This window comes from Vibrio mexicanus (assembly GCF_001012815.1).
Lineage (GTDB): Bacteria > Pseudomonadota > Gammaproteobacteria > Enterobacterales > Vibrionaceae > Vibrio > Vibrio mexicanus.
Genome location: NZ_JYJP01000096.1, coordinates 58558 through 79443, shown reverse-complemented (window position 1 = coordinate 79443; position 20886 = coordinate 58558). Strand labels below are relative to the sequence as shown.

The 20886-nt window shown below is 44.5% G+C and carries 16 protein-coding genes and 5 pseudogenes; 15 read left to right on the top strand and 6 right to left on the bottom strand.

Annotation, left to right across the window (positions count from 1 at the left end; translation table 11 throughout):
• Nucleotides 1-72 precede the first annotated feature (72 nt).
• From UA76_RS13985 to UA76_RS13955, 7 genes are all read left to right on the top strand, one after another.
• On the top strand, nucleotides 73-1461 hold the full coding sequence (locus tag UA76_RS13985) for an MATE family efflux transporter (protein ID WP_047047257.1): 1389 nt from the start codon (nucleotides 73-75) through the stop codon (nucleotides 1459-1461).
• Between the two features lie 15 nt (nucleotides 1462-1476).
• On the top strand, nucleotides 1477-1716 hold the full coding sequence (locus tag UA76_RS13980; RefSeq protein ID WP_047047254.1) for a hypothetical protein: 240 nt from the start codon (nucleotides 1477-1479) through the stop codon (nucleotides 1714-1716).
• Nucleotides 1717-1827: 111 nt separating this feature from the next.
• On the top strand, nucleotides 1828-2421 hold the full coding sequence (locus UA76_RS13975) for a beta-phosphoglucomutase family hydrolase (RefSeq protein WP_047047251.1): 594 nt from the start codon (nucleotides 1828-1830) through the stop codon (nucleotides 2419-2421).
• Nucleotides 2422-2914: 493 nt separating this feature from the next.
• The gene (locus UA76_RS13970) at nucleotides 2915-3859 is read left to right on the top strand and encodes a patatin-like phospholipase family protein (protein ID WP_238322308.1); all 945 of its coding nucleotides are present in this window, start codon (nucleotides 2915-2917) and stop codon (nucleotides 3857-3859) included.
• Nucleotides 3860-4402: 543 nt separating this feature from the next.
• Complete coding sequence (locus UA76_RS13965) at nucleotides 4403-6358, top strand: alkyl/aryl-sulfatase (protein WP_047047246.1); 1956 nt, start codon at nucleotides 4403-4405, stop codon at nucleotides 6356-6358.
• 10 nt (nucleotides 6359-6368) lie between these two features.
• Nucleotides 6369-6758, top strand: a complete 390-nt coding sequence (locus UA76_RS13960) for a hypothetical protein (RefSeq protein ID WP_238322307.1) — start codon at nucleotides 6369-6371, stop codon at nucleotides 6756-6758.
• A 361-nt stretch (nucleotides 6759-7119) separates the two neighbouring features.
• Nucleotides 7120-7959 (top strand): DUF6279 family lipoprotein, encoded by an 840-nt coding sequence (locus UA76_RS13955; RefSeq protein WP_047047339.1) that lies wholly within the window; start codon nucleotides 7120-7122, stop codon nucleotides 7957-7959.
• Between the two features lie 136 nt (nucleotides 7960-8095).
• Here the strand turns inward: UA76_RS13955 and UA76_RS13950 are convergent, their stop codons facing one another.
• Nucleotides 8096-8341, bottom strand: coding sequence for a hypothetical protein (locus UA76_RS13950; protein ID WP_047047244.1), 246 nt, complete (start codon nucleotides 8339-8341; stop codon nucleotides 8096-8098).
• 492 nt (nucleotides 8342-8833) lie between these two features.
• On the opposite strand from UA76_RS13950, the gene UA76_RS13945 reads away from it, so the two are divergent.
• From UA76_RS13945 to UA76_RS13925, 5 genes are all read left to right on the top strand, one after another.
• Nucleotides 8834-10684, top strand: a complete 1851-nt coding sequence (locus tag UA76_RS13945) for a cache domain-containing protein (protein ID WP_238322306.1) — start codon at nucleotides 8834-8836, stop codon at nucleotides 10682-10684.
• Nucleotides 10681-11640 carry a methyl-accepting chemotaxis protein gene (locus UA76_RS24785; RefSeq protein ID WP_238322305.1) on the top strand — a complete coding sequence of 320 codons (960 nt, stop codon included), beginning with the start codon at nucleotides 10681-10683 and terminating at the stop codon, nucleotides 11638-11640. The genes UA76_RS13945 and UA76_RS24785 overlap by 4 nt, the downstream gene beginning before the upstream one ends.
• Before the next feature lie 207 nt (nucleotides 11641-11847).
• Nucleotides 11848-12786, top strand: a complete 939-nt coding sequence (locus UA76_RS13940) for a type 2 periplasmic-binding domain-containing protein (RefSeq protein ID WP_157617642.1) — start codon at nucleotides 11848-11850, stop codon at nucleotides 12784-12786.
• Nucleotides 12758-12997 carry a hypothetical protein gene (locus UA76_RS13935; RefSeq protein WP_047047238.1) on the top strand — a complete coding sequence of 80 codons (240 nt, stop codon included), beginning with the start codon at nucleotides 12758-12760 and terminating at the stop codon, nucleotides 12995-12997. Before UA76_RS13940 ends, UA76_RS13935 begins: the two co-directional genes overlap by 29 nt.
• 472 nt (nucleotides 12998-13469) lie before the next feature.
• Nucleotides 13470-15263, top strand: a complete 1794-nt coding sequence (locus UA76_RS13925) for a putative bifunctional diguanylate cyclase/phosphodiesterase (RefSeq protein WP_157617641.1) — start codon at nucleotides 13470-13472, stop codon at nucleotides 15261-15263.
• A 15-nt stretch (nucleotides 15264-15278) separates the two neighbouring features.
• Here UA76_RS13925 and UA76_RS13920 read toward each other — a convergent pair.
• Nucleotides 15279-15500 (bottom strand): annotated as a pseudogene (locus UA76_RS13920) (response regulator transcription factor); the annotation flags it as partial.
• A 93-nt stretch (nucleotides 15501-15593) separates the two neighbouring features.
• Here UA76_RS13920 and UA76_RS13915 point away from each other — a divergent pair.
• Nucleotides 15594-15940, top strand: a pseudogene (locus UA76_RS13915) (transposase); the annotation flags it as partial.
• Nucleotides 15941-15948: 8 nt separating this feature from the next.
• Here UA76_RS13915 and UA76_RS13910 read toward each other — a convergent pair.
• Nucleotides 15949-17107 (bottom strand): annotated as a pseudogene (locus tag UA76_RS13910) (IS3 family transposase).
• A gap of 70 nt (nucleotides 17108-17177) precedes the next feature.
• Here UA76_RS13910 and UA76_RS13900 point away from each other — a divergent pair.
• Nucleotides 17178-18581 (top strand): annotated as a pseudogene (locus UA76_RS13900) (methyl-accepting chemotaxis protein); the annotation flags it as partial.
• A gap of 126 nt (nucleotides 18582-18707) precedes the next feature.
• Here UA76_RS13900 and UA76_RS13895 read toward each other — a convergent pair.
• The 3 genes and pseudogenes from UA76_RS13895 to UA76_RS25780 all read right to left on the bottom strand — a co-directional run bounded on the left by UA76_RS13895 (nucleotide 18708) and on the right by UA76_RS25780 (nucleotide 20215).
• Complete coding sequence (locus UA76_RS13895) at nucleotides 18708-19301, bottom strand: NADPH-dependent FMN reductase (protein ID WP_047047224.1); 594 nt, start codon at nucleotides 19299-19301, stop codon at nucleotides 18708-18710.
• A gap of 1 nt (nucleotide 19302) precedes the next feature.
• Entirely contained in the window at nucleotides 19303-19698 is a 396-nt protein-coding gene (locus UA76_RS25785) for an EamA family transporter (protein WP_475345650.1), read from the bottom strand.
• Nucleotides 19695-20215: pseudogene (locus tag UA76_RS25780) on the bottom strand (EamA family transporter). Before UA76_RS25780 ends, UA76_RS25785 begins: the two are co-directional and overlap by 4 nt.
• A 122-nt stretch (nucleotides 20216-20337) precedes the next feature.
• Here UA76_RS25780 and UA76_RS13885 point away from each other — a divergent pair.
• Entirely contained in the window at nucleotides 20338-20829 is a 492-nt protein-coding gene (locus tag UA76_RS13885; RefSeq protein WP_047047221.1) for a MarR family winged helix-turn-helix transcriptional regulator, read from the top strand.
• Nucleotides 20830-20886 lie beyond the last annotated feature (57 nt).

Here is a 20886-nt window from a genome sequence, read left to right as displayed (position 1 = left end):
CGCATAACTGGGTTTGAATTGTGCAGAACACCGTTCATAATCGCAACAAATTAAGTTGCGAATCTTTATCTCATGAGTGTCGAGTCACTAAGCCGGTCAAATTCCCCGTGGTTTTTCCTTGATTTTAAGGTGCTAAAAACCATCTTAATGATCGCAATTCCAATCACATTACAAACCATACTGTTCTCAAGTAAAGGCTTGACTGACATCATGATGATTGGTCAGTTGAGTGAAGATAATTTGGCCGCTATGGGCGTGGCTGGCCGAGCCCTATTTGTTGCGATCATCGTGTTGTCTGGTGTATCGACTGGTGGGGCCATGTTGGCAGCGCAGTATTTTGGTGCAAACAACTATCGCGGTGTCACCTCAAGCGTCGCATTAACTTGGGTTATCTCGACAGCTGTTGCGATGTTGCCGATGGGCTTATTCTGGTTTTTGGGCGATTGGGTTATTGGCCTTTCAAGCCAATCATCTGAGATTCAAGCTCTTGGGCATGAATATCTCAAACTGGCAGGTTTAAGCCTGTTTTTCGTGGCGTTTAGTGGCGCAATTGCCGCGGGACTACGCTCGGTTCATCAAGCGGGTCTTAGCACATGGTTCAGTGGGCTTGGCATTGTTCTGAACTTGTTTTTCAACTGGGTGTTTATTTTTGGAAACCTTGGTGCGCCAGAGCTCGGATTGAAAGGGGCGGCTGTTGCCACTGTGCTTAGCAGTTTGATTGAAGTGTTGGTAACGATCGGTTATCTAGCCTCCCGAAAACATATGCTTGCGTTCACCTTGAGCGACGTACTATCTGCGCTTCAAATTGCAAAGATTAAGCGCTTTGTCAGCTTAGCATTGCCGACAACGTTAAATTTTCTGTTGTGGGCTGGAGGCCTTTTTGCCTATACCGCGATAATGGGAAAAACTGGAGACCAAGGGCTCGTCGTGTTGTCTGTCATTACACCCATCGAAGCATTTTCACTGAGCTTTTTAACGGGTATTGCTAATGCTTCCGCCGTTATTGTGGGCAATCAACTTGGGGCTAAAAATGATGAGGCCGCCTATTCCCAAGCGGTTGGTTTCGTGATTATTGCAATAGCCATTACCGTGTTTGTCGCTGTGGCACTTTATCTGCTAAGAGACCCTATTTTGGGGCTATTTGTAGGCATAGAAGAAGACACCTATTTACTCGCGGAGAAGTTTTACCTGATTCTTTGTATTGGCATCATATTGCGTTCTTTACCGACCACTATGGTGGTAGGTGTGCTTCGAGCAGGTGGCGATGTTAAGTTCTGCCTTTATCAAGACCTTACTACTCAATGGCTGTTTGGTATTCCATTAGCGGCATTAGGTGCGCTTGTTTTAGGGTTAAGCCCGGATAAGGTTTTTGCCCTGTTCTTCCTAGAAACATTATTTAAGTGGTTTGCCTGCGTGTATCGCTTTCGAAGCCGAAAATGGATCAACCATCTAGCAAAATAAATTGAGGTGTAATTTATGAATTTAATCAGTCTTTATGAAGCGTATGGCGTGACAGCGGCATTTGTGTTGTTTTTCTGTGTGTACATTTTTGTTCACGTTAAATATATTCGCCATCATGAAGCTCATAAGCGCTTTCTAGCTGCTTTATGGGAGTTAATGAAAAATACTATTCATGGTGATCATATTCGCACCATGGGGTACAAGCATGAGAAAGAGCAACCTAAATCGGAGAAGCGTTCTGAGCCAAATATTTAGCGAGTGCTCCAGCTGGTGAAAATACACCGAATATTGGCTGCGTTTTCTTAATGTTGTCATCGGAGAGGGGGATGATAGCATCAAGCCAGTTCTCTATTAGGTAGTAATCCAATGAATCTCGATAAGTATCAGGGCATTATCTTCGACATGGATGGCACATTGATTGATTCAATGCCCACCCACCTTTCTGCATGGCAAAAAACAGCAGAGCAGTTCCAGTTTCCTTTCGATGAGAAATGGCTGTATCAGTTAGGTGGCCAACCGACCATCAAAACGGCGCGAATGCTGAAGAAAATGCATCCGATTGAAGCAACCGAAGATGAAATGGTGACCGCCAAATATGGCCATTATGAAGCCGTGGAGAATAAAGGGGATTTGGTCTCCGTGACCCACCAGATTCTTCAAAGTTCAGTAGGCAAGCGAAAGCTGGCAATCGGAACGGGTAGCCAACGCAAACATGCGGAGTCGCTGCTGACCAGTAATGGTGTCATAGAATTGTTTGATACTATCGTCACCGCCAACGATGTGACCGAGCACAAGCCCGAGCCCGAGACGTTTTTAACCGCGGCGAATAACATGGATATCGCTCCGTCCGAATGCGTGGTATTCGAAGACACCAAGTTAGGTCTTCAGGCTGCGCATGCGGCAGGTATGGATTGCTATCTGATTGAAGATAATAAATTTACTTTCTTCCCAGTTAACTAACCGATTTTCAGTGGGCTCAATGATTTATTGAGCCTATTTCCCACAAAAATCAAAAACGTGATTATCTTTTTCATCCCCCTTTTCTAACTCTTCCATAGCGACCTTCCAAAAACTCTGGCCCTGCTACTAGTGATGATTCGATCCTTCATAGTGTATTGGGAGGAACTTGGGGCGTTGAATATCATAGCATCTCAATAGCATAGCATCTTAATAACTCGGCATGGACAGCTGACGAATTGTAACGAAGAGTAGAATTTATAATGAATCGAGTCCAAAGAACTGCCATTGCCGCATTAATTTTGTTAGTCACAGCTTGTGCCTCGCAGCACCCCTTGGAAAAGCGAGTTAATGAAAAAAACTATCGTCAAGTCACCTTGCAAATGAACCTCAATCAAACAGTTCCGAGCCACTGCGTACTTGGTGGGGAGAAGGTAACGATTACCTTTATTCAACCGCTGATCACAGCACACCGATCGCGGTTTCTGATGATCAGTTGAAGTTACTAGTCCTGTCTGGTGGTGGTGCTAAGGGAGCGTATGGTGTTGGGTTCCTTAACGGACTTTATGAACAACAACGTCTAGATACTTACAGCGTTGTGACTGGGGTGAGTGCTGGCGCATTGATGGCACCGTTTGTGTTTCTTGGAGGAGAAGAGATACCGCGTCTGAAGGAGACTATTCTTGGTCTTGACGACGAAATGCTAATGAGTAAAACCAACATCTTCCATGCGATTTTTAAAGAGGGTTACAGTGATGGTGAGAGCTTCTTTTCTTTCATCGAGGAAACCTACAGTGACGAGATGATTGAGCTTGTAGCTGAGCAGCACCGACTAGGCAGACGCTTGTTGATTGGTACCACACAAATTGATGCCGACCAATTAGTGGTGTGGAACTTAGGTCAAATTGCGGCCAGTGATATGCCAAATAAAGCGAAGCTTTTCCACCAAGTATTGGCGGCAAGCGCTTCTATTCCGGGAGTCTTTCCTCCTCAAGTGATTGATGTCGAGCTAAATGGTGAAATGCTCGAAGAGTTGCATGTCGATGGTGGTTTATCGGCGCAGATGTTCCTACAAGCTGTCGATTTCGAATTTGATGGTATTAATCAGGCTTTGGGGCTGAACACTAAGCCTCAAGTACATGTTATTCGTAATGGTATGCTCACCTTGCCTTACTCTCCGGTGAAAGATAATGGGGTGAGTTTGCTAGGGCGCACATTAAGTTCATTAACAACGCAACAAAGCCGAGGTGATCTGTATCGGATGCTCTACTTCAGTGAAGTTCAGGGCTTTGATTTAGCGTTCACATATATAGATCATGAATTTGACGAGAAACCAAAGCCGAAAACCTTGTTCGACCGCGACTACATGAAAGTCCTGTATCAACATGGCTATCAACAAGCACAAGGCGACAAAGCTTGGACGACCGAAGTGCCATACTAGTGTTGCGTGATTACCTACGCATATTGATACCCTGCTCCCAGTTAACTGTCTCAAAAGTTGGAATGGAAGCTTAAATGTGAAATTATTTGTTTACAGGTATTTAACATCGATTTTTGTCATTAGTTTAATCGAAAATTCCAATTATCATTGGAACAAGAAATGAATTACTGTAGTCGCATAAATCGAGGGACACGCGATAAGACACATATAAGATGGCTTACATAGTTCCCAAAATGGCAATACCCTTCGCTTGCAGCCCCTCTTTGAGGGGCTTTTTCATTTCATAAATCCCACGCCTTGTTTTATCTATTTGCACAGCCGCTTCTCGATATTGTTTTGTAGCATGTTGCTCTTTTTTGCTATTAGCCTAGTTACTCGACAGCCTAACTACTCTATTGGTCTAGTTATCGTAATCGCTGAGTTAACCGTAATTCCTCTTTATTTCTTTGATCTTCTGTGGAATTTTTGAACGGTTGAAAAACTCGACTACGCTTATCAATGAGCAATAAATTTTGCAATGTGATGCATAACAAGGAGAGAACTATGAAGCCTATTTCGGCAATCGTCGCGGCTGTAATTGTATCATTTGGAGCTGTAGCGACTGAGCCCAAGCCCGCTACTCAAGCTACTATCGCTGTAAACAACCAAGTAAAGGAAAGCTTGCCTTTTAGCGATAAACAAGATTTTGAAGATGCTCAGCGCGGTTTCATCGCACAGCAAGACGTGGTGACCATCACTAACGCCAATGGCGATGTGGTATGGGACTTAGAAGCCTACAAAAAATACATCGGTTTGGACAAGCCAGCGCCTGATAGCGTTAACCCTAGCTTATGGCGCAACGCTCAACTTAATATGATCAATGGCTTGTTTGAAGTGACAGAGGGAATTTATCAGGTCAGAGGTTATGACCTTTCAAACATCACTTTCGTTAAGGGTGATACAGGGTGGATCGTTTTTGATCCGCTAATTTCACAAGAAACCGCCAAAGCTGCACTTGAGTTTATCAATGGTGAGTTAGGTGAAAGACCAGTGGTAGCCGTCATCTACAGTCACAGCCACATTGACCACTTTGGCGGCGTACGAGGTATTGTCGACGAAAAAGAGGTGATGGCAGGTAATGTCGAAATCATAGCCTCTAAAGACTTCACCGAGCATGCGGTATCGGAAAACGTGATTGCGGGTAATGCAATGGGACGCCGTGCTGTGTTTATGTATGGAGCGTTGCTTCCACGTAATGAAAGAGGTGGTGTGAATGGAGGCTTAGGCCAAACGACATCAACGGGCCTTGCCACTCTTATCAAACCGACGGACATTATTGAAAAAACGGGCGACGAACGCACGATTGATGGTGTGCGCATGGTGTTCCAATACACACCAGGTTCTGAGGCGCCAACCGAAATTAACACCTACTTCCCAGATAAAAAAGCCGTGTGGATGGCAGAAAACTCGACTAACACCATGCATAACATTTTGACTCTTCGCGGCGCACAAGTACGCGATGCGTTGAAGTGGTCAAGTTATCTGCAAGAAACCATTGAGATGTGGGGTGATGAGGTCGAGGTTAAGTTCCAAAGTCACCACTGGCCAATGTGGGGGCAAGAAAAGATTGTTGAGTACTTCAAGAAACAGCGCGACATGTATAAGTACACCCATGACCAAACCGTTCGTTTGATGAACCAAGGTTATATTGGTGAAGAAATCTCGGAAATCATCCAGTTCCCAGACGAAATCGAATACAACTGGAGTACGCGCGGTTACTACGGCACCTTGCGTCATAACAGCCGCGCGGTTTATCAACGCTACATGGGTTGGTACAACGGTAATCCTTCTGACTTAAACAATCTGCCGCCAACGAATGCTGCCGTTATGTACGTTGAGTACATGGGGGGAGAGCGTGAAACCATCAAGAAAGCGCAAGTCGATTTCGATGCAGGTAAATATCGTTGGGTAGCAGAGGTCATGAAGCATGTTGTGTTTGCCAATCCGCAAAGCAAGAAAGGTAAAGCATTGTTAGCGGATGCTTACGAACAGTTAGGCTATCAAGCAGAATCGGGCCCTTGGCGTTCAGTGTACCTTCAAGGTGCCTATGAGCTTAGGAATGGTACGCCTTCGGCGGGCGGAACCAATACTGCGTCCCCTGACATCATTAAAAACATGCCACCAGAAATGCTGTTCGATTACTTAGCAGTTCGAATTCTGCCAGAGAAAGCGGCAGGTAAAGACTACGCGATCAACTTAGATTTCACCGATCTTGATGAGAAGTACACGTTGTATATCGAGAACTCAGTGTTGAATCATACGAGAAAGCAGTCAAACGATCCGGATGTTTCACTCACGCTAACGAAAACGGCGTTGGATGACGTTCAGCTTGGTAATGTCACATTGGAGCAAGCGATTGCCAATGGTGATATTAAGCTAGATGGCGATGAGGATGTGTTTAAAGATTTTGTGGGTATGCTAGATACATTCGACTTCTGGTTCAACATAGTGACACCGTAGTGGGGGCAGTATGAAGTATTTTCTCGCTGGTGTACTGACTATGATTCTAATGAGCTCACCGAGCTGGGCGTGTTCATACGATGGGCAGTTTAGTAACCCTTTCACCGAAAGCTACCCCGGGGCTTTGGATGTGGCGATTGCCACGCAAAAAGCGATTCGCACATCAGCCATTAGCAAGCCTAGTGAGTTGACGGGCAGTAAAGGGTTACGCCGAGCAAGCTGGTGGATAAGCTTAATGGTGGAGCAGTACCAGAGATGCCAAGTGGCACCTATATCTATCTTATCGATAGCCATTTGTGGTCTCAGTATGAGGTTGGAGAACGAGTCTCTGTCCATGTCGATGCTCCGGATAAGAACCAAGGTGTGTTATTGCTATCAGAAGCCACGCTACACAATTTAGTCAACAAGACCATCACCATGGATGAGGCTTTATATTTAGGTTTAATTAATAAGACCTAGAAGTCGTTCTCTACTCATTGGACTTTGAGCCCCCTCTGTGAGGGGCTTTTCATTTTCGTATGTCACATTCCATCCAAAAATAATGTGTACCGTAGGGATACTCGGGATCTTTTTGTAGTCTAACTTCGTATGAAGTGACGGCGTTTAGCTATTTTCAATGATTCGCTATTCTTAAGGCATATACTTAAAGGTGTAGGATCGAAAAATAGCTTTTAGGCGGGGTTTTGAAATATGCCTTGGTAACACACTTATGGAAAGTGGCTGTAGAAAGATGGGGTGCGCTTGCGTTCAAGGAGGAAATTGTGAGACGTGGATTATGTTTACTACTGGTATTAGCGTTGTCGGGATGCGGCGTTCAGTTTGCATACAGTAATCTAGACTGGTTATTGATCGATTACATCGAGGGATACGTTGACCTTGAGCGTGACCAAAAGTCGATCCTTACGCAGCGTATCGAAGGCTTGAAAGCTTGGCATCAAGAAGAAGAGATACCTCTCTACATCGAACATATTGATGAAATGATCGCGATTGACCCAAAAACCTTTGATGAGGAAGCATTTCTCGCACAAGAAGAAAAAATGCAACACCATTCTGAGCGTATCGTGCATAAGATTGCCCCCGACCTTTACTCACTCTCAACGCTTCTGACCGATGAGCAAGCAAATGAACTGATTGAAAACATGGAAAAGCGTCATGATAAGTTTCGTAAGAAATATGAAGACTTAGATGAGGCGGATTTCAGAGAGCTGTATCTCGAGAGAATTGTGGAGAACAGCGAGAAGTGGGTCGGCGATTTATCCGATGAGCAACAGCAGCTCGCTGTTGAGTGGAGTCAAAAGGTGAAGCCGAGTGCGGAAGATTGGATTAAACATCAAACTTATATGCGCAGCGTGGTGAAAGATCTTATCGATCGCCGTTACGACTCTGCGTACTTTCAAGTCAACTTCCAACGCATTATGTATGAGCCAAAGAGTTACTACTCCGAAGCGCTGCGCGAAAAGACCATGTACAACAGAATGGTGGCAAGATCCTATGTTGTGAAAATGGTGAACAGCATGAGCAATGCACAAGTGGAGCACTTCCACGAAGAGCTCCAAGATTGGCGTGACATTGCGATTGATATTGCTCAGGCGTCAAACTAGCGCGCAGCCAAACGGCCTGTATTTAAAATTACCTCTACTTAATGAAAAAAAACCGCATCGCTTTTTAGAAGTGAAGCGGTTTTTTATTTTTTGTCTGTATGCACTAATACAGCTTATAAATGGAGCTGTGGTTAAGTTAGGTTAGGTTATCGTTTACGGTTTTCTTACCGCACTCTTCGCATATACTGTGGCGAGAGAACTCATCCATTGACGCTTCAAAAGCGCCAACAGAAGCACTTTTTATAAAGCCCTTTAAGAACTCAGAGAGTTTGTTTTCCCCTTGCTCTTCTTGGATTAATTCCTCATCTCGAACAAGCACAACTACGTGCGTTGTTTTCTTGGAGCAGTCATCGCAATGATGCGTTTCTTTTGTTGTTATCATGATTAACTTCTCATCAATGATTGTATTTATTTTAATACGCAATAACGAAGACCGAATTATATATTTATAACCCCTAGCTATGAATGGGTGTTATGTATTAATTTGAAGTGTGTCTATTTGTCTCGCTTAATTTTTAATCAGAATGAATACTCGATTAACTGTTCGATAAATAACCAAACAAAAAGTATTGATTAAGCTTATTGCTTGAAACTTATAGTGAATTTATAAAATGCGCTTAAAATTAAATCAGTCAATATAACTCCTTGTAAAATAAGATGTACATGTCTCAATAATGCAAATGTTACAAATTGTAAGGCTGAGCTTGTCTTATTTAATTGTTCCGTGCTTTTCTGAGTCTTCTCTGTTTTTAGCAGTGGAATAAGACGTTGTTTATCTCTAAATACGCTAAACCTACTTGGTTTAATAACAATTAGAAATATAGGGAATGAATAACGACAGCAGACCGACTCAGAACGCAAAATAAGGATAATTATGAGCCAGTGGTTAGGTAATTTAAGACTCTCCCATCTGATTATAGGAGCGTTGGTATTTATAGGTGTGGTCCCCGCAGTATTACTCGGAGTAAACGCGCTGTATTTGACACAAACAGCGCTCACGGAGCGCTCCTATAATCAGCTTGAAACAGTTCGAACCATTAAGTCTTCACAGATAAATTCATTTTTTGAAGAGCGTGAAGGCGATATGGATGTTCTGGTAGAAATGGCGAATACCATGCAGTTAGAAGGTTTTCGTAAGCTTGAAGCGATAAATCAATCGCAAGCGAATCAAGTGAATGAGTATATTGCGCAGTTGAAAACGGGCCTCATACTGTTTTCTGAATCGCACACCACGCAGATGGTGATGAGGGAGTTTGACCGGGCCTTTCAAGCACAAGGAAAGCGTACGGGTGGCCGTCAATGGTCCAACGTTGCTGACCTTTACGCGTCTGAGGTGGATCGTTTTCAGCAGCTATTTGGATGGTACGACGCGTTTTTGATTAACCCTGATGGAGAACTTGTTTATACCTCGACCAGAGAAGGGGACTTGGGCAAAAATGTTTACTCTCAGAACATTAAAGGTACGGGGCTAGAAGTCGCCTTTACCAAAGCCAAGAAGGCGGGTGTAACGGATGAGGTGTTCTTTGGCGATTTCTCGTTGTATCACTACTCGAATAATGCGCCTGCGGGATTCTTTGCAACGCCAATAGTAAACAATCAAAACCAGATCATGGGATATGCCGCTTTGCAGTTTCCAATTGATAAAGTCAATGCAATTGCTGGGCAAACTCAAGGAATGGGCGAAACGGGTGAGAGTTATCTGATTGGTGCAGATAAGTTGATGCGCTCAGACTCGCGTCTCGACCCTACAGGGCATTCCGTAGAAGCCTCATTCAAGAACAATACGCAAGTTGACACGGTCGCAGCGCAAAGTGTGTTGGCTAATCGTTCGGATTCGCAGATCATTGAAGATTACAATGGCAATCTTGTTCTGTCGGTATGGCAGCCTATCGCGTTGGATTCTAGCAGTACGTGGGGGCTGATTACGGAGAAAGATGTCGTTGAAGCCTTTGTGCCGAAAGATAACCAAGGCTCAGATTTCTACTCTAAGTACATTGAAAGTTATGGTTACTACGATTTGTTTCTCATTGAGCCAAGTGGCGAAGCTTTCTACACGGTAACGAAAGAAGCGGATTATCAAACCAACTTTATTGATGGCCGTTTCGCTTCAAGTAATCTTGGCAAACTTGTGCGCGACGTGCTAGCGACCAAAGAGTACGGTATTGTCGATTTTGCACCGTACGCTCCGTCTAATGATGACCCAGCTGCGTTTATTGCCAAACCGATACTAAATTCGCAGCAAGAGGTGGAGCTTGTCGTTGCCCTTCAGCTATCTCTCGATTCGATCAACGCGGTGATGCAATTGCGTGAAGGTATGGGGGAAAGTGGTGAATCGTACCTTGTGGGTTCTGACTATCGAATGCGCTCAGATTCCTATTTAAGTCCAGACCGCCACTCAGTCTCGGCCTCGTTTGCGGGAAATGTCGAGAACAATGGTGTACAAACTCAGGCTACGATCGCGGCACTTAGAGGAAACAGCGGCGCTGAAATCATTACCGACTACAACGGTAACGCGGTACTTTCCTCTTATGCTCCGCTGGATATCGGTGGGATTCGTTGGGCTTTGGTTGCTGAAATAGACCAAAGTGAAGCGTTTGAGTCTGTCTATAAGATCCGCAATACCATCTTGTACCTGATGGCGGCAACTCTGGTATTGACCGTCGCCTTGGCCTTGTACTTGGCCAAAGTGATCAAAAAACCACTGGGGGCGAGCCACGTGACATGATGCATCTTGCGCAGCAAGTGGCTCAAGGTGATTTAACCTATCAGTTTGATCGTAAGGCAGATGCGAATAGTTTGTACGGTGCTCTGCGTGAGATGTCGGATAACCTAAAAGATCTGGTTGCTGAAATTCTGCAAGCGAGTCAAAGCTTGGCATCGACTGCTGAGGAAACGTCTGTTGCCAGTGAGCAAACCACGCAAGCCGTCACCACTCAGCATCGTGAAACCGAATCGGTTGCATCAGCAATTGAGCAGATGACCACCTCCATCCAAGAGGTAGCACGCAGTACAAGTGAAGTGGCTGAAACGTCGAAAGTCGCGCAAGAGTTTAGCAGCCAAGGGCAAGAGTCGTTAGAGCTAAGTGGCGTCGCTCTGCAAAAGCTAGTGGATAATGTCTCCGCAACCAATAGTGACATGCAAACTCTGCAAGGTAAGAGTAAAGAGATCGGTCATGTACTCGATGTGATTCAAGAGATTGCCGAGCAAACCAACCTACTTGCCCTCAATGCTGCTATTGAAGCGGCACGTGCGGGTGAAGCAGGTCGTGGTTTTGCGGTGGTTGCCGATGAAGTGAGAACCTTGGCGCAGCGCAGTCAGAATTCAGCCTCTGAGATTCAAACCATGATCTCATCAATTCAAGACTCTGCCAACTCAGCGAGCCAGAACATGTTGCAATGTGAAGAGCAGGTGAAAGTGACCTCTGAACTATCGGATCAAACAAAGCAAAACTTTGTGCAGATCCTCGATTCCATTCGTCAGATTAACGCTCAAATGGCGCAAGTATCGGTAGCGGCTGAGGAACAAGCGAAGGTGACGGATACGGTGAGTGAAAGTATTACTACGATTAGCGAAATGTCGGTGCAGACCTCGGCAAGTGCAGAGCAACTCGCAGGTGCAAGCCACGAAGTAGCTCAATCAGCTGAAGAGCTGAACGCGAATACGTTGCAATTTAAGGTCTAATCCTGCAATGGATAACGTTCCGACTACTTAGCTTAAAAAGTGTCCAGAAGCGAAGGTCGTGTCCATGGTCTTCGCTTTTTTATGTGCTTTATTGAGTATTGATTAAATAGTCTACAATTAGTGTTACGATACTCAAACTACCATCGATTCATGATTCTTTGTCGTGCAGTTCTCCTTAAATTAATGCTAGTGACCTTTGTCTCTTGGGTGGCGCTACTGGGTTGTTTTAGTGAAAACAAACCAACCTTCTATATTGGCGTTAATCACTGGCTCGGTTACGCCCCTTTATACCTTAGTTATCTCAACTCCCCACCCAAAAATAATGAATATACCGTTATTCCGTTAGAATCTGCCTCTGATGTTATGACAAGTCTTCGGAATGGGACTTTGGAGGCTGGAGCCCTTACCTTAGATGAAGTTATCACATTAGCCAACGAAGGGATCGAGCTTGATATCGTGCTAGTTTTTGATATATCCAATGGCGCAGACAGTTTATTGGTGAAACCGGAGGTAGGTTCAATTCATGCTTTAAGAGGGCAGACTGTGGCTGTCGAGTATACGGCGGTGGGCGCACTTTTACTTACTCGGGCGCTAGAACAAGCTTCGATGACGCTTTCAGACATTAACCTAATGAACTGCCCATTGAATATGCATGTGCAGTGCTACAGTAAGGCGTCAGCAGTAGTAACCTTTGAACCTGAAAAAAGTACAATCTTGGAGTTAGGAGCCTTAGAACTATTCAACTCTAGTCAAATTAAAGGCGAAATAATTGATGTCTTAGCGGTGAGACGAGATGTTCATGAGAAATATGTATCTGAAATTCAGCAGGTTATTAAACAGTACTTTAAAGGTTATGAAGACCTCTACGTTCAGCAAGATCCAAAGTGGTTGAATCAGCTTTCTGATTTTTCAAGTTTGACTCAAGAGCAGCTTAAGGTTGCTTACCGAGGTATTGAAGCTGTTGATATACATGGGAATATTAGATTGATGCAGGGGGAATCCCCTAAGTTAAGTGATCGGATTGCCTTTATGAAGAACTTCTTGGTTGAGCGAGGTTTATACCTAATCGAGATGGATCCCCTATTATTGTCAACGCTTATTATATTCAAGGGATCCAATGAGAAAAGCCTATTCAGCCAACGTTAAATTCTGGCTGCCGATTGTCATCACTTTTTTAGCATTGATTGCTTATACAGGTGTGTCTTTGGTTAATTGGGATTTGGATAAAAAAGGCATACTGGAAAGGAGTATCCGACAAGTTAGCTTTGAAGTGACCACTTTAGCGCGCCAAATTGAGTTGTCATTAACGAACAATCAGCAAGAAGATATTGCTCGTATCTTGCTTACAGAAGCCTGAATAGTCGATATATCATCAGTATGCTAGTGGATCTAGATACCTTAGATATTACAGAGACGAGTCCCGTTACTCCAATAAACAGACCATTTGGAAGCCTTAACAGTGTCGATATACAACACGTAAATGCACTAAGGCTAGATTCTGCTCTCAAGTACCACTTTAATGAAGAAAAGCAGATGGTCAGTTTTTATGCTGCTATCTTAAAGCCGAACGCCAAAATTCTGTCAGAGAAAGGCCTAGCGCTGGTCATTCGATATAGTTTGGCAGAGGGCATAGAAAGTGTAAAACGGCAGTTTGGTATCGAGAGCATAGCTTTTGCCATCTCCTATATGCTGTTCACTTTAACACTTTTGGTGCTCTATCATCGCTACTACAAACAGCCCCTAGAAAACATAACTCGCTCTCTTCAACTCTTCTCAACAGAACCTAAAAAGGTGGATCCGAGAGTTAAGGGTAGGGGGAACTTCGTCAGGTGTCGGATTCCATCATGTCTATGAGTGAAGACATTGAGAGGAAAATTGATGAAATACGAGCCACCAAAGAGTTGGCAGGTAATCGAGCTAACATGCTGGAATCCGTGTTTTCTGCAATTCCAGATTTACTCTATATTCTCGATGAAGAAATGAGAATTGTCGATTTTGAGGTCGGCGTAAAGAGTGACCTGAGGCTTCGAGATGAGAGTTCGATTAGACAAAAAATCCAAGATGTTTTGCCTACCCGTATCGGGTACAAATATGAGAAGAACATCGAACAATGTTCTTTGACTGGCGAGCTTGTAACCTTTGAATATGAGTTACATAGTGGGCAAGCAACCATTTATCACGAAGCGAGAATTGCAAAGGTAGCGAGTCTCAATCGATTTATTGTTGTCGTTAGAGATATCACTACACGCAAGCTCAACGAGGATTTCATTGAACGTCAAGCGTATTATGACTCCTTGTCTGGTTTGCCGAATCGCTATCTTGCAATGGACAGGCTTGATAAGGCCATTGAACGTTCAAAAAGAAATAGTAAGTCCTGTATTGTCGTGTTTCTAGATTTGGATGACTTCAAAACCATCAATGATACCCAAGGACATGATATTGGTGATTTGGTCATCGCTGAAACTTCGAAGAAACTCTCATCGCTCGTAAGAGAGTCTGACACGGTTGCTAGGCTAGGGGGAGACGAGTTTCTTTTGATCCTTGAGTCGTTAGAGAATGTTGAAGGTATTTCCAATTTGCTCGACAAGCTTATCGCTGAAGTTGGTAAGCCAATCTTTGTTAGCGATACGGAAATACACTATTCAATTAGTGGAGGTATTGCGATATACCCTTCAGATGCAGAGGATTCCAAAACGCTAATGAGGAAAGCTGATATCGCCATGTACCATTCAAAAGCGAAAGGGAAAAATCAATATACATTTTTCTCAGAGTCGATGAATAAGTTGATAGAGCGCAGAGCTCAAGTCGAAAGAGCAATGGTTGGCGCGTTAGAACGTGAAGAGTTTTCTGTGCTATATCAGCCTCAATTTGATCTAATGGGAGAGTCTTTGATAGGGGCTGAGGCTTTAATCCGGTGGCAAAGTCCGACACTAGGCGGTGTTTCTCCAGCCGAGTTTATTCCAATTGCTGAACACAATGGCTTGATCGAAAAAATAGGTAAGTTTGTACTAAAAGAAGCAATAAAAACCGCTAAACTTTTTACCGCGAGTCTTAGTGGAGAATTAAAAGTAGCCATAAACCTTTCACCAAGGCAGCTGAGAGATAAAGATCTAGTAAGCTTTATTGTTGAACAACTGAAGTGGTATGAATTGCCTGGCACATGTTTGGAGCTCGAAATTACCGAAGGGGTGTTACTTTCAAATATTACCAATGTCCAAGAAGTTCTGGGTGAAGTTAGAAAGTACGGGATATCAATTTCAATGGATGATTTTGGTACGGGGTACTCGTCTTTGCACTATCTTCAAGAGTATCCATTTGATCTGGTTAAAATTGATCGCGATTTCATCGAAAAAATAGACACCAGTGCTAGGTCAAGAGAGTTAGTAAGGGCGATCGTGAGTATGTCTCACCAACTTAATATACCTGTGCTCGCTGAAGGGGTAGAAACCAACGAACAACTTCGGCAATTGACCGTATTTGGGTGCGATTATATTCAGGGCTATTTTATGGGGCCAGCCGTGAGCTCGGAAGAGTTTGTTGAAACTTGGGGTAATGACCGATTGATTCAAGAAAAATTGGTTTGGAACCGAAGCTCCTTAAAGAGCGGCCTTGGCAAAAATTGACGAATTCGAAGTCATTTATTGCTCTAAACTCAACAAGTAGTTTCTTAAGTTCACGCCTCTGTTTTTGATACCGAGCTTGTTGCGCAGACTATTACGGTGGTTTTCTACCGTCTTACGCGCGACGTTTAGGTTGTTAGCAATCTCTTGGCTCGACATACCGCTGCGAATAAATTCCGCTACTTGCATCTCAGAGGGTGTGAGCACTTCCAATAGCTTCTGGTTCATACCTTGCTCACCGGAAAGTAAGCTATTGAGATTAGTTTGAACCAGTTCCGCACCAGCAGTTTTGGACACCGAGTTAAGTGAGTACAATCACTAACGAGGTGAACCATGACAAGTAAGAAAAAACGTATTATCCATTCTCCTGAATTTAAAGCAGAAGCCCTAAAGCTGACAGAGAAAGTGGGAATTGCTGCGGCAGCTAGACAGCTCGGGTTACACGAATCCCAGATCTACGGTTGGCGTAAGGCAGCCAAGAAAGACACCAATACCAACCAGCGAGAAAAAGATCTAGCCGCTGAAGTCGCTAAGCTCAAAAGGCAATTGGCTGAGCAAGCTGAGGAGCTAGATGTCGTAAAAAAGGCCTCCACCTACTTCGCGAAAAATCTAAAGTAGATTGCTACGAATTTATGCTCGAACACCTGCTGTGCTTCAATGTTGTCCGTATGACTAAGGTGTGTTCTGGTCAACTCCAACCGGACACTTTCTGTAGAGACTTTTCATAATTAATCGGCGACATGTCATTGTTCGCCGAATGCAGCCTTTCGAGGTTGTAATACCTCATGTAGGCTGCGACATCTTCCTTCATATACTCTCTGGTTGGCTGATGTACTTTAAATAACCAGTCGTGCTTTAAGCTTCCGAAGAACCGCTCGACCACGGCATTATCCCAGCAAGCTCCTACATCTCCCATACTCGCACGCATGCCATAACCCCATAGCTGTTTGCGATATTGTCTGCTCGTATACTGGGAGCCTCTGTCGCTGTGGAACACAAGCCCCTTTCCTGGTTGCCTCAGGTTATATGCCTTTACCAATGCCTTGCTAACCAAGTCGGTTGTCATTCGCTTATCAATATGCCAGCCAACAACTCGTCGCGAGTACAAATCCATGACGATAGCTAAATACATCCAGCCTCACCTGTTTTCAGATAAGTCACATCACCCGCCCAAACCTGATTAGGAGCCACTGGATTAAAGTTCTGATTTAGCAAGTTATCAGCTACTGCATCACTGTGTTTGCGCTTCGTCGTGACTTTGTAAGCTACTCGTTGAGTCACTTTTAGGCTGAGCCTGTTCATCACAGTGCGAACCTTGTACCGACCAACGCTAAAGCCTTCTTCACGCAGCTTCTTTGTCATTTCCCGATTACCAAGACTCTGTCGACTTTGTTTAAATAGCCACTTCACCCGGCGATACAGGTTCAGCGTTTCAGCGGTGACCACTTTTGCTGGCCGTTTTAACCAGTCGTAATAACCTGAGCGACTTACTCTCATCGTCTGACAAAGATGGGTTATTGGGTATCGGGCTGACTCAGTTTTTATGAAGTTAAACTTTACTTCATTTCTTTCGCAAAGAAGGCTGAAGCCTTTTTTAGGATCTCTTTCTCCATACGTAACTCTTTGACTTCTTTACGAAGTCGCTTGAGCTCATCACGTTCGTCATCGGATAGCTCGGTGCCTTCTAACTGGGCTTCTAACTTTTCCTTCCACTTGTAGAGAACCGTGGTTGTAACACCAACAGCTTCTGCTGCCTGAGCTAAGCTATAACCTTGCTCTCGTACTAATGCGACTGCTTCTTCTTTAAATTCCTTGGGGTAGCGTTTGTAAGCTCTTTTCTCAGTCATGTTTCACCTCATTGCTCTGACAAGTATTGTCTCTCAATTCGGTGTCCAACTTCATTAGACCAGTACAGCGCATAATATGGTGCGCCACCAAGACATGCCCAAACAAGCTTTTGCTCAAATGTGGAGTTACTTGAAAGAAGGTAAAAGCTGGATGGGGTTGGTTAAAAACCAATGTAAGGATGATAAGCATTACTGGGTGTCTGCGTTCGTCACACCGATTAAAGATGAGGAAGGGAACATTATTGAATATCAGTCGGTGCGTTCAAAGCCGACCGAAGAACAAGCTCAGCGAGCCGCTAAACTCTACTCAGAGTTGCAAGCGGATAGAATGCCACCCAAACGTCGTTTGCCACTGCATTCTATCTCTCTGGTTTTAGCGTTTTTGTTAACCATGGTTCCAATTGTCTCCGTGGTACTGTCACCCACAGTGATGGGCGGCATTAGTGCAACATTAGGACTCCTACTTAGTGCAAATCTTGTATACCAACATCGTCGCTTCCATCATTTAGCCACATTAGCGCAAGAAGCGTATTCCAATCCAATAATGGAAAAGCCTTATACGAATAAGTTCGATGACTACTCACAAGTAGAGCTAGCTTTATTGATGAAGAATGCTGAACTGCGGGCAGTTACGGCTAGAGCCACTGATACTTCAGGGCAAATTCTTATTTCTGCCGAAGATGAATTCGGTACCATTCAATCAATCGGTCAAAGCTTGGATCAGCAGTGTAATGAAACGGAGCAGTTGTCGGCAGCGGTGGAAGAGCTGACTTATTCAATTAATGAAGTGGCCAATGCGGCGTCGGCGGCGTCGATGTTGGCAGAAGAAGCGGATCAAGAGTCCAGCGTTGGCCTAGAAAGTATTCAATCGACTATCGCCGAAGTGAACTTGATGGCTAGCGAGTTAAGTCAGGCCCAAGAGATCATTACTCGTCTGTCTCAAGACAGCTAAAAAATTGATAGTATCTTGGAAGTGATCACGACTATCTCTGAGCAAACCAACTTGCTTGCCTTGAATGCTGCGATCGAAGCGGCCCGTGCAGGTGAAGCAGGGCGAGGGTTTGCAGTTGTAGCTGATGAAGTAAGAAACCTCGCCTCTAAAACAGGCACGTCTGCCAATGAAATTCACTCGATGATCCGACACCTGCAAGAAACTACAGACAGTGCGGTAGATGCGATGGCGCAAGGCATTACCCTTTCTAGCCAATGTAAGGCGCGAGCAGATGATACGGGTAAGGTGCTCGATTCAATCTCAGATAGGCTGCACAAGGTGACAGATAGCAGCATGCAAATTGCCGCGGCCGTAGAAGAACAGGCTACCGTTACTCAAGAGATCAATCGTAACATCATCAATATCAAAACGCTGTCGGATGAAACGTCTGAAACTTCTCAAACGTCCATTCAGCGAACCAGTGAGCTGGTGGACAAGTTGGAAGGTTTAGAGCGACTAATGAAACAGTTTCACGCCAGCTAGTAACTCCTTCAGTACATCATAAAAAACCACCGCGTTAAGGCGCGGTGGTTTTTTATTTAGTATCTTAGCTTCTATAGCTCGAACTCTCTGCCGGAAGCCGTGTTTGGGTCTTGTTAGCATTGCGATCTACATGCTAAATCGAAATTCTTTGGTCGACGGCAACATTGCTTCATGAACAGGTTTTAGTGCTTCCGCGTAGCTGGCCAGTAATGCTATGGTGTATTGGCTACGTTCGTGCATGTGTTGATCCGTAATTTGGTGATCGGCGGTCAGCAGAGTTTCAACATTGCGGAACATTAGGTGATCCGGAATAAAACATGCGTGATTGTTCTTACTTCCCGTCATGCGCAGTTCACTGATGGGATACACGCCGTTGATATTAGCGGAAACGCTCGCCAGTAGCACAGGTTTATGAGCCAAATCCTCTGCCGTGGTTAGTAGCAAAAAGTTCTTCAATGCCGGGGTTGCCATACCGTGCCATTCAGGCGATATCAGGACGACGGCGTCAGACTGCTTGAGTAACTCAGAGGTAGGCTCCCACTGTTTCCACTCTTCGGTTTTCTGCCACACACCTTCATTCCAAAGTGGCAAGTTGAGCTCATGCAAGTCGAGGATGTTGGCTTGTTCAAAATGTTCCAAGGCCAATGATTTTAGATAGTGAGCAGCAGAAAGACTTTTAGAGTTGGCGCGCTGGCTGCCAGAGATGATCGTAATGTTCATATTAATTCCTTTTTAAAGTGCTGAAAGACAGTAATTGAGTTGGTTTGAACTTTGATAAGTTCGAGTTAGGAATGGCAAGGATGATTGCCATGAGAACAAGCATTGCTCCGAACAACTGAAGCCCAGTTAGGGTCTGGTCGAGGATCAAGTAACCCAACAGGCAGGCAGAGACACTGCTCAAAAATCCGATGAAAGAGATAGTGACGGGTGGCAGCTGTTCTATGCCTCTAAACCATAGGTAATAGCCTAGCACCGCACCTATCAAGCTGAGGTAGAGGTATCCAACGTAGTTTTGCACACTGAGTAGGTCAGGTAAGCCTTCAAGCCATAGCGTGACGGGAAGCAACATTAATCCACCGAACAATAACTGCCACCCAGTAAAATTGATGAGTGTCATACCTCGGGCCTTCCCCACTTTTTGGTCAAGACGACACCTGACGCCATGCTGAGCGTACCCAGTAACGCAACCACAATTCCTAGGAAATCAACCTGCACTTCACTATTTATAACCAATAGGGCAACACCAAAGATCCCGACAGCAGATGCAATCACCTGGCTGGTGGTGAGTTCCGACTTCAACCATTTCCAGCTCAGCAATATCACCGCAACAGGCTGGAAAGACATGATGACGGAAGCTAATCCCCCGGTAGATAGGTGGCTGCAAAGAATAAGCAGTAGAAAAACAGACCGATGTTCAGAAAACCAAGCAGTGCTAGGCGAAGTAACCACATACGTTCAGGTAGCTGTCGGCTGATCAGAACCAGAATCAAACCGGCGGGCAAAGCGCGTAGTGTGGATGCCAGCAATGGGCTTTCTAGTGGAAGTAGTTCGGTCGTCACAATGTATGTGCTTCCCCAAACGATAGGAGCGATGGCGGTCAGTCCTATGGTTTTTATTTGATGTAATCCATTCATACCAAATCTCTCATTAATCTTTATAAAAAGTATCTTTTGCAAAAGCTACTTTTTATAAAGTAATGGAAGTTCATCTTTCGATCAAGTATCTTTTTCAAAAGATATTTAGATGGGAGATAGTTATGTCATCGGATAGTGTTGATACTATTTTGGCGCAATGGAAAATTGTTCGGCCAGATCTCGACTGTTCTTCAATGGGAGTCGTAGGTCGACTTCGCAGAACCAGTAATGTTTGGCAAGATAAAATGGAGAAGGTATTCAAGGCGCATGAACTCAGCAGTATTGAATTTGATATGATGGCAACAATGCGCCGCAGTGATCCGAGCGGTATTACCCCAACTGAGCTGTATAAAACCTTGATGCTATCCTCTGGCGCAGTCAGTACTCGCCTAGAGAAATTGGTTCAAAGAGGGTTGATTGAGCGTGTATACAGCGAACAAGACCGACGCAGCTGCAAAGTTGTCTTAACGCCGCAAGGGATTGAACTGATTGATAGCGCGTTGGTGGATCATGTTGACAACATGGATGGTATGCTCGCCGTGCTTACCGATGAAGAGCAACAGCAGATGGCGGATTTGTTACGTAAAGTATTGGTTGCAGGGCAAAAGACCTGAAAGGATTATTGAGCGCAGAGCAGTGTATTACGCTCTTCTCATAGTGGTTATTGTTCT

What these genes read in the sequence shown, in the direction of transcription:
- UA76_RS25785 (WP_475345650.1), bottom strand. Translation starts at nt 19,698, where the DNA reads ATGACACTCATCAATTTTACTGGGTGGCAGTTATTGTTCGGTGGATTA.
- UA76_RS13975 (WP_047047251.1), top strand. Translation starts at nt 1,828, where the DNA reads ATGAATCTCGATAAGTATCAGGGCATTATCTTCGACATGGATGGCACA.
- UA76_RS13960 (WP_238322307.1), top strand. Translation starts at nt 6,369, where the DNA reads ATGAAGTATTTTCTCGCTGGTGTACTGACTATGATTCTAATGAGCTCA.
- UA76_RS13980 (WP_047047254.1), top strand. Translation starts at nt 1,477, where the DNA reads ATGAATTTAATCAGTCTTTATGAAGCGTATGGCGTGACAGCGGCATTT.
- UA76_RS13965 (WP_047047246.1), top strand. Translation starts at nt 4,403, where the DNA reads ATGAAGCCTATTTCGGCAATCGTCGCGGCTGTAATTGTATCATTTGGA.
- UA76_RS13950 (WP_047047244.1), bottom strand. Translation starts at nt 8,341, where the DNA reads ATGATAACAACAAAAGAAACGCATCATTGCGATGACTGCTCCAAGAAA.
- UA76_RS13935 (WP_047047238.1), top strand. Translation starts at nt 12,758, where the DNA reads ATGAGAAAAGCCTATTCAGCCAACGTTAAATTCTGGCTGCCGATTGTC.
- UA76_RS13895 (WP_047047224.1), bottom strand. Translation starts at nt 19,301, where the DNA reads ATGAACATTACGATCATCTCTGGCAGCCAGCGCGCCAACTCTAAAAGT.
- UA76_RS13945 (WP_238322306.1), top strand. Translation starts at nt 8,834, where the DNA reads ATGAGCCAGTGGTTAGGTAATTTAAGACTCTCCCATCTGATTATAGGA.
- UA76_RS13885 (WP_047047221.1), top strand. Translation starts at nt 20,338, where the DNA reads ATGTCATCGGATAGTGTTGATACTATTTTGGCGCAATGGAAAATTGTT.
- UA76_RS13985 (WP_047047257.1), top strand. Translation starts at nt 73, where the DNA reads ATGAGTGTCGAGTCACTAAGCCGGTCAAATTCCCCGTGGTTTTTCCTT.
- UA76_RS24785 (WP_238322305.1), top strand. Translation starts at nt 10,681, where the DNA reads ATGATGCATCTTGCGCAGCAAGTGGCTCAAGGTGATTTAACCTATCAG.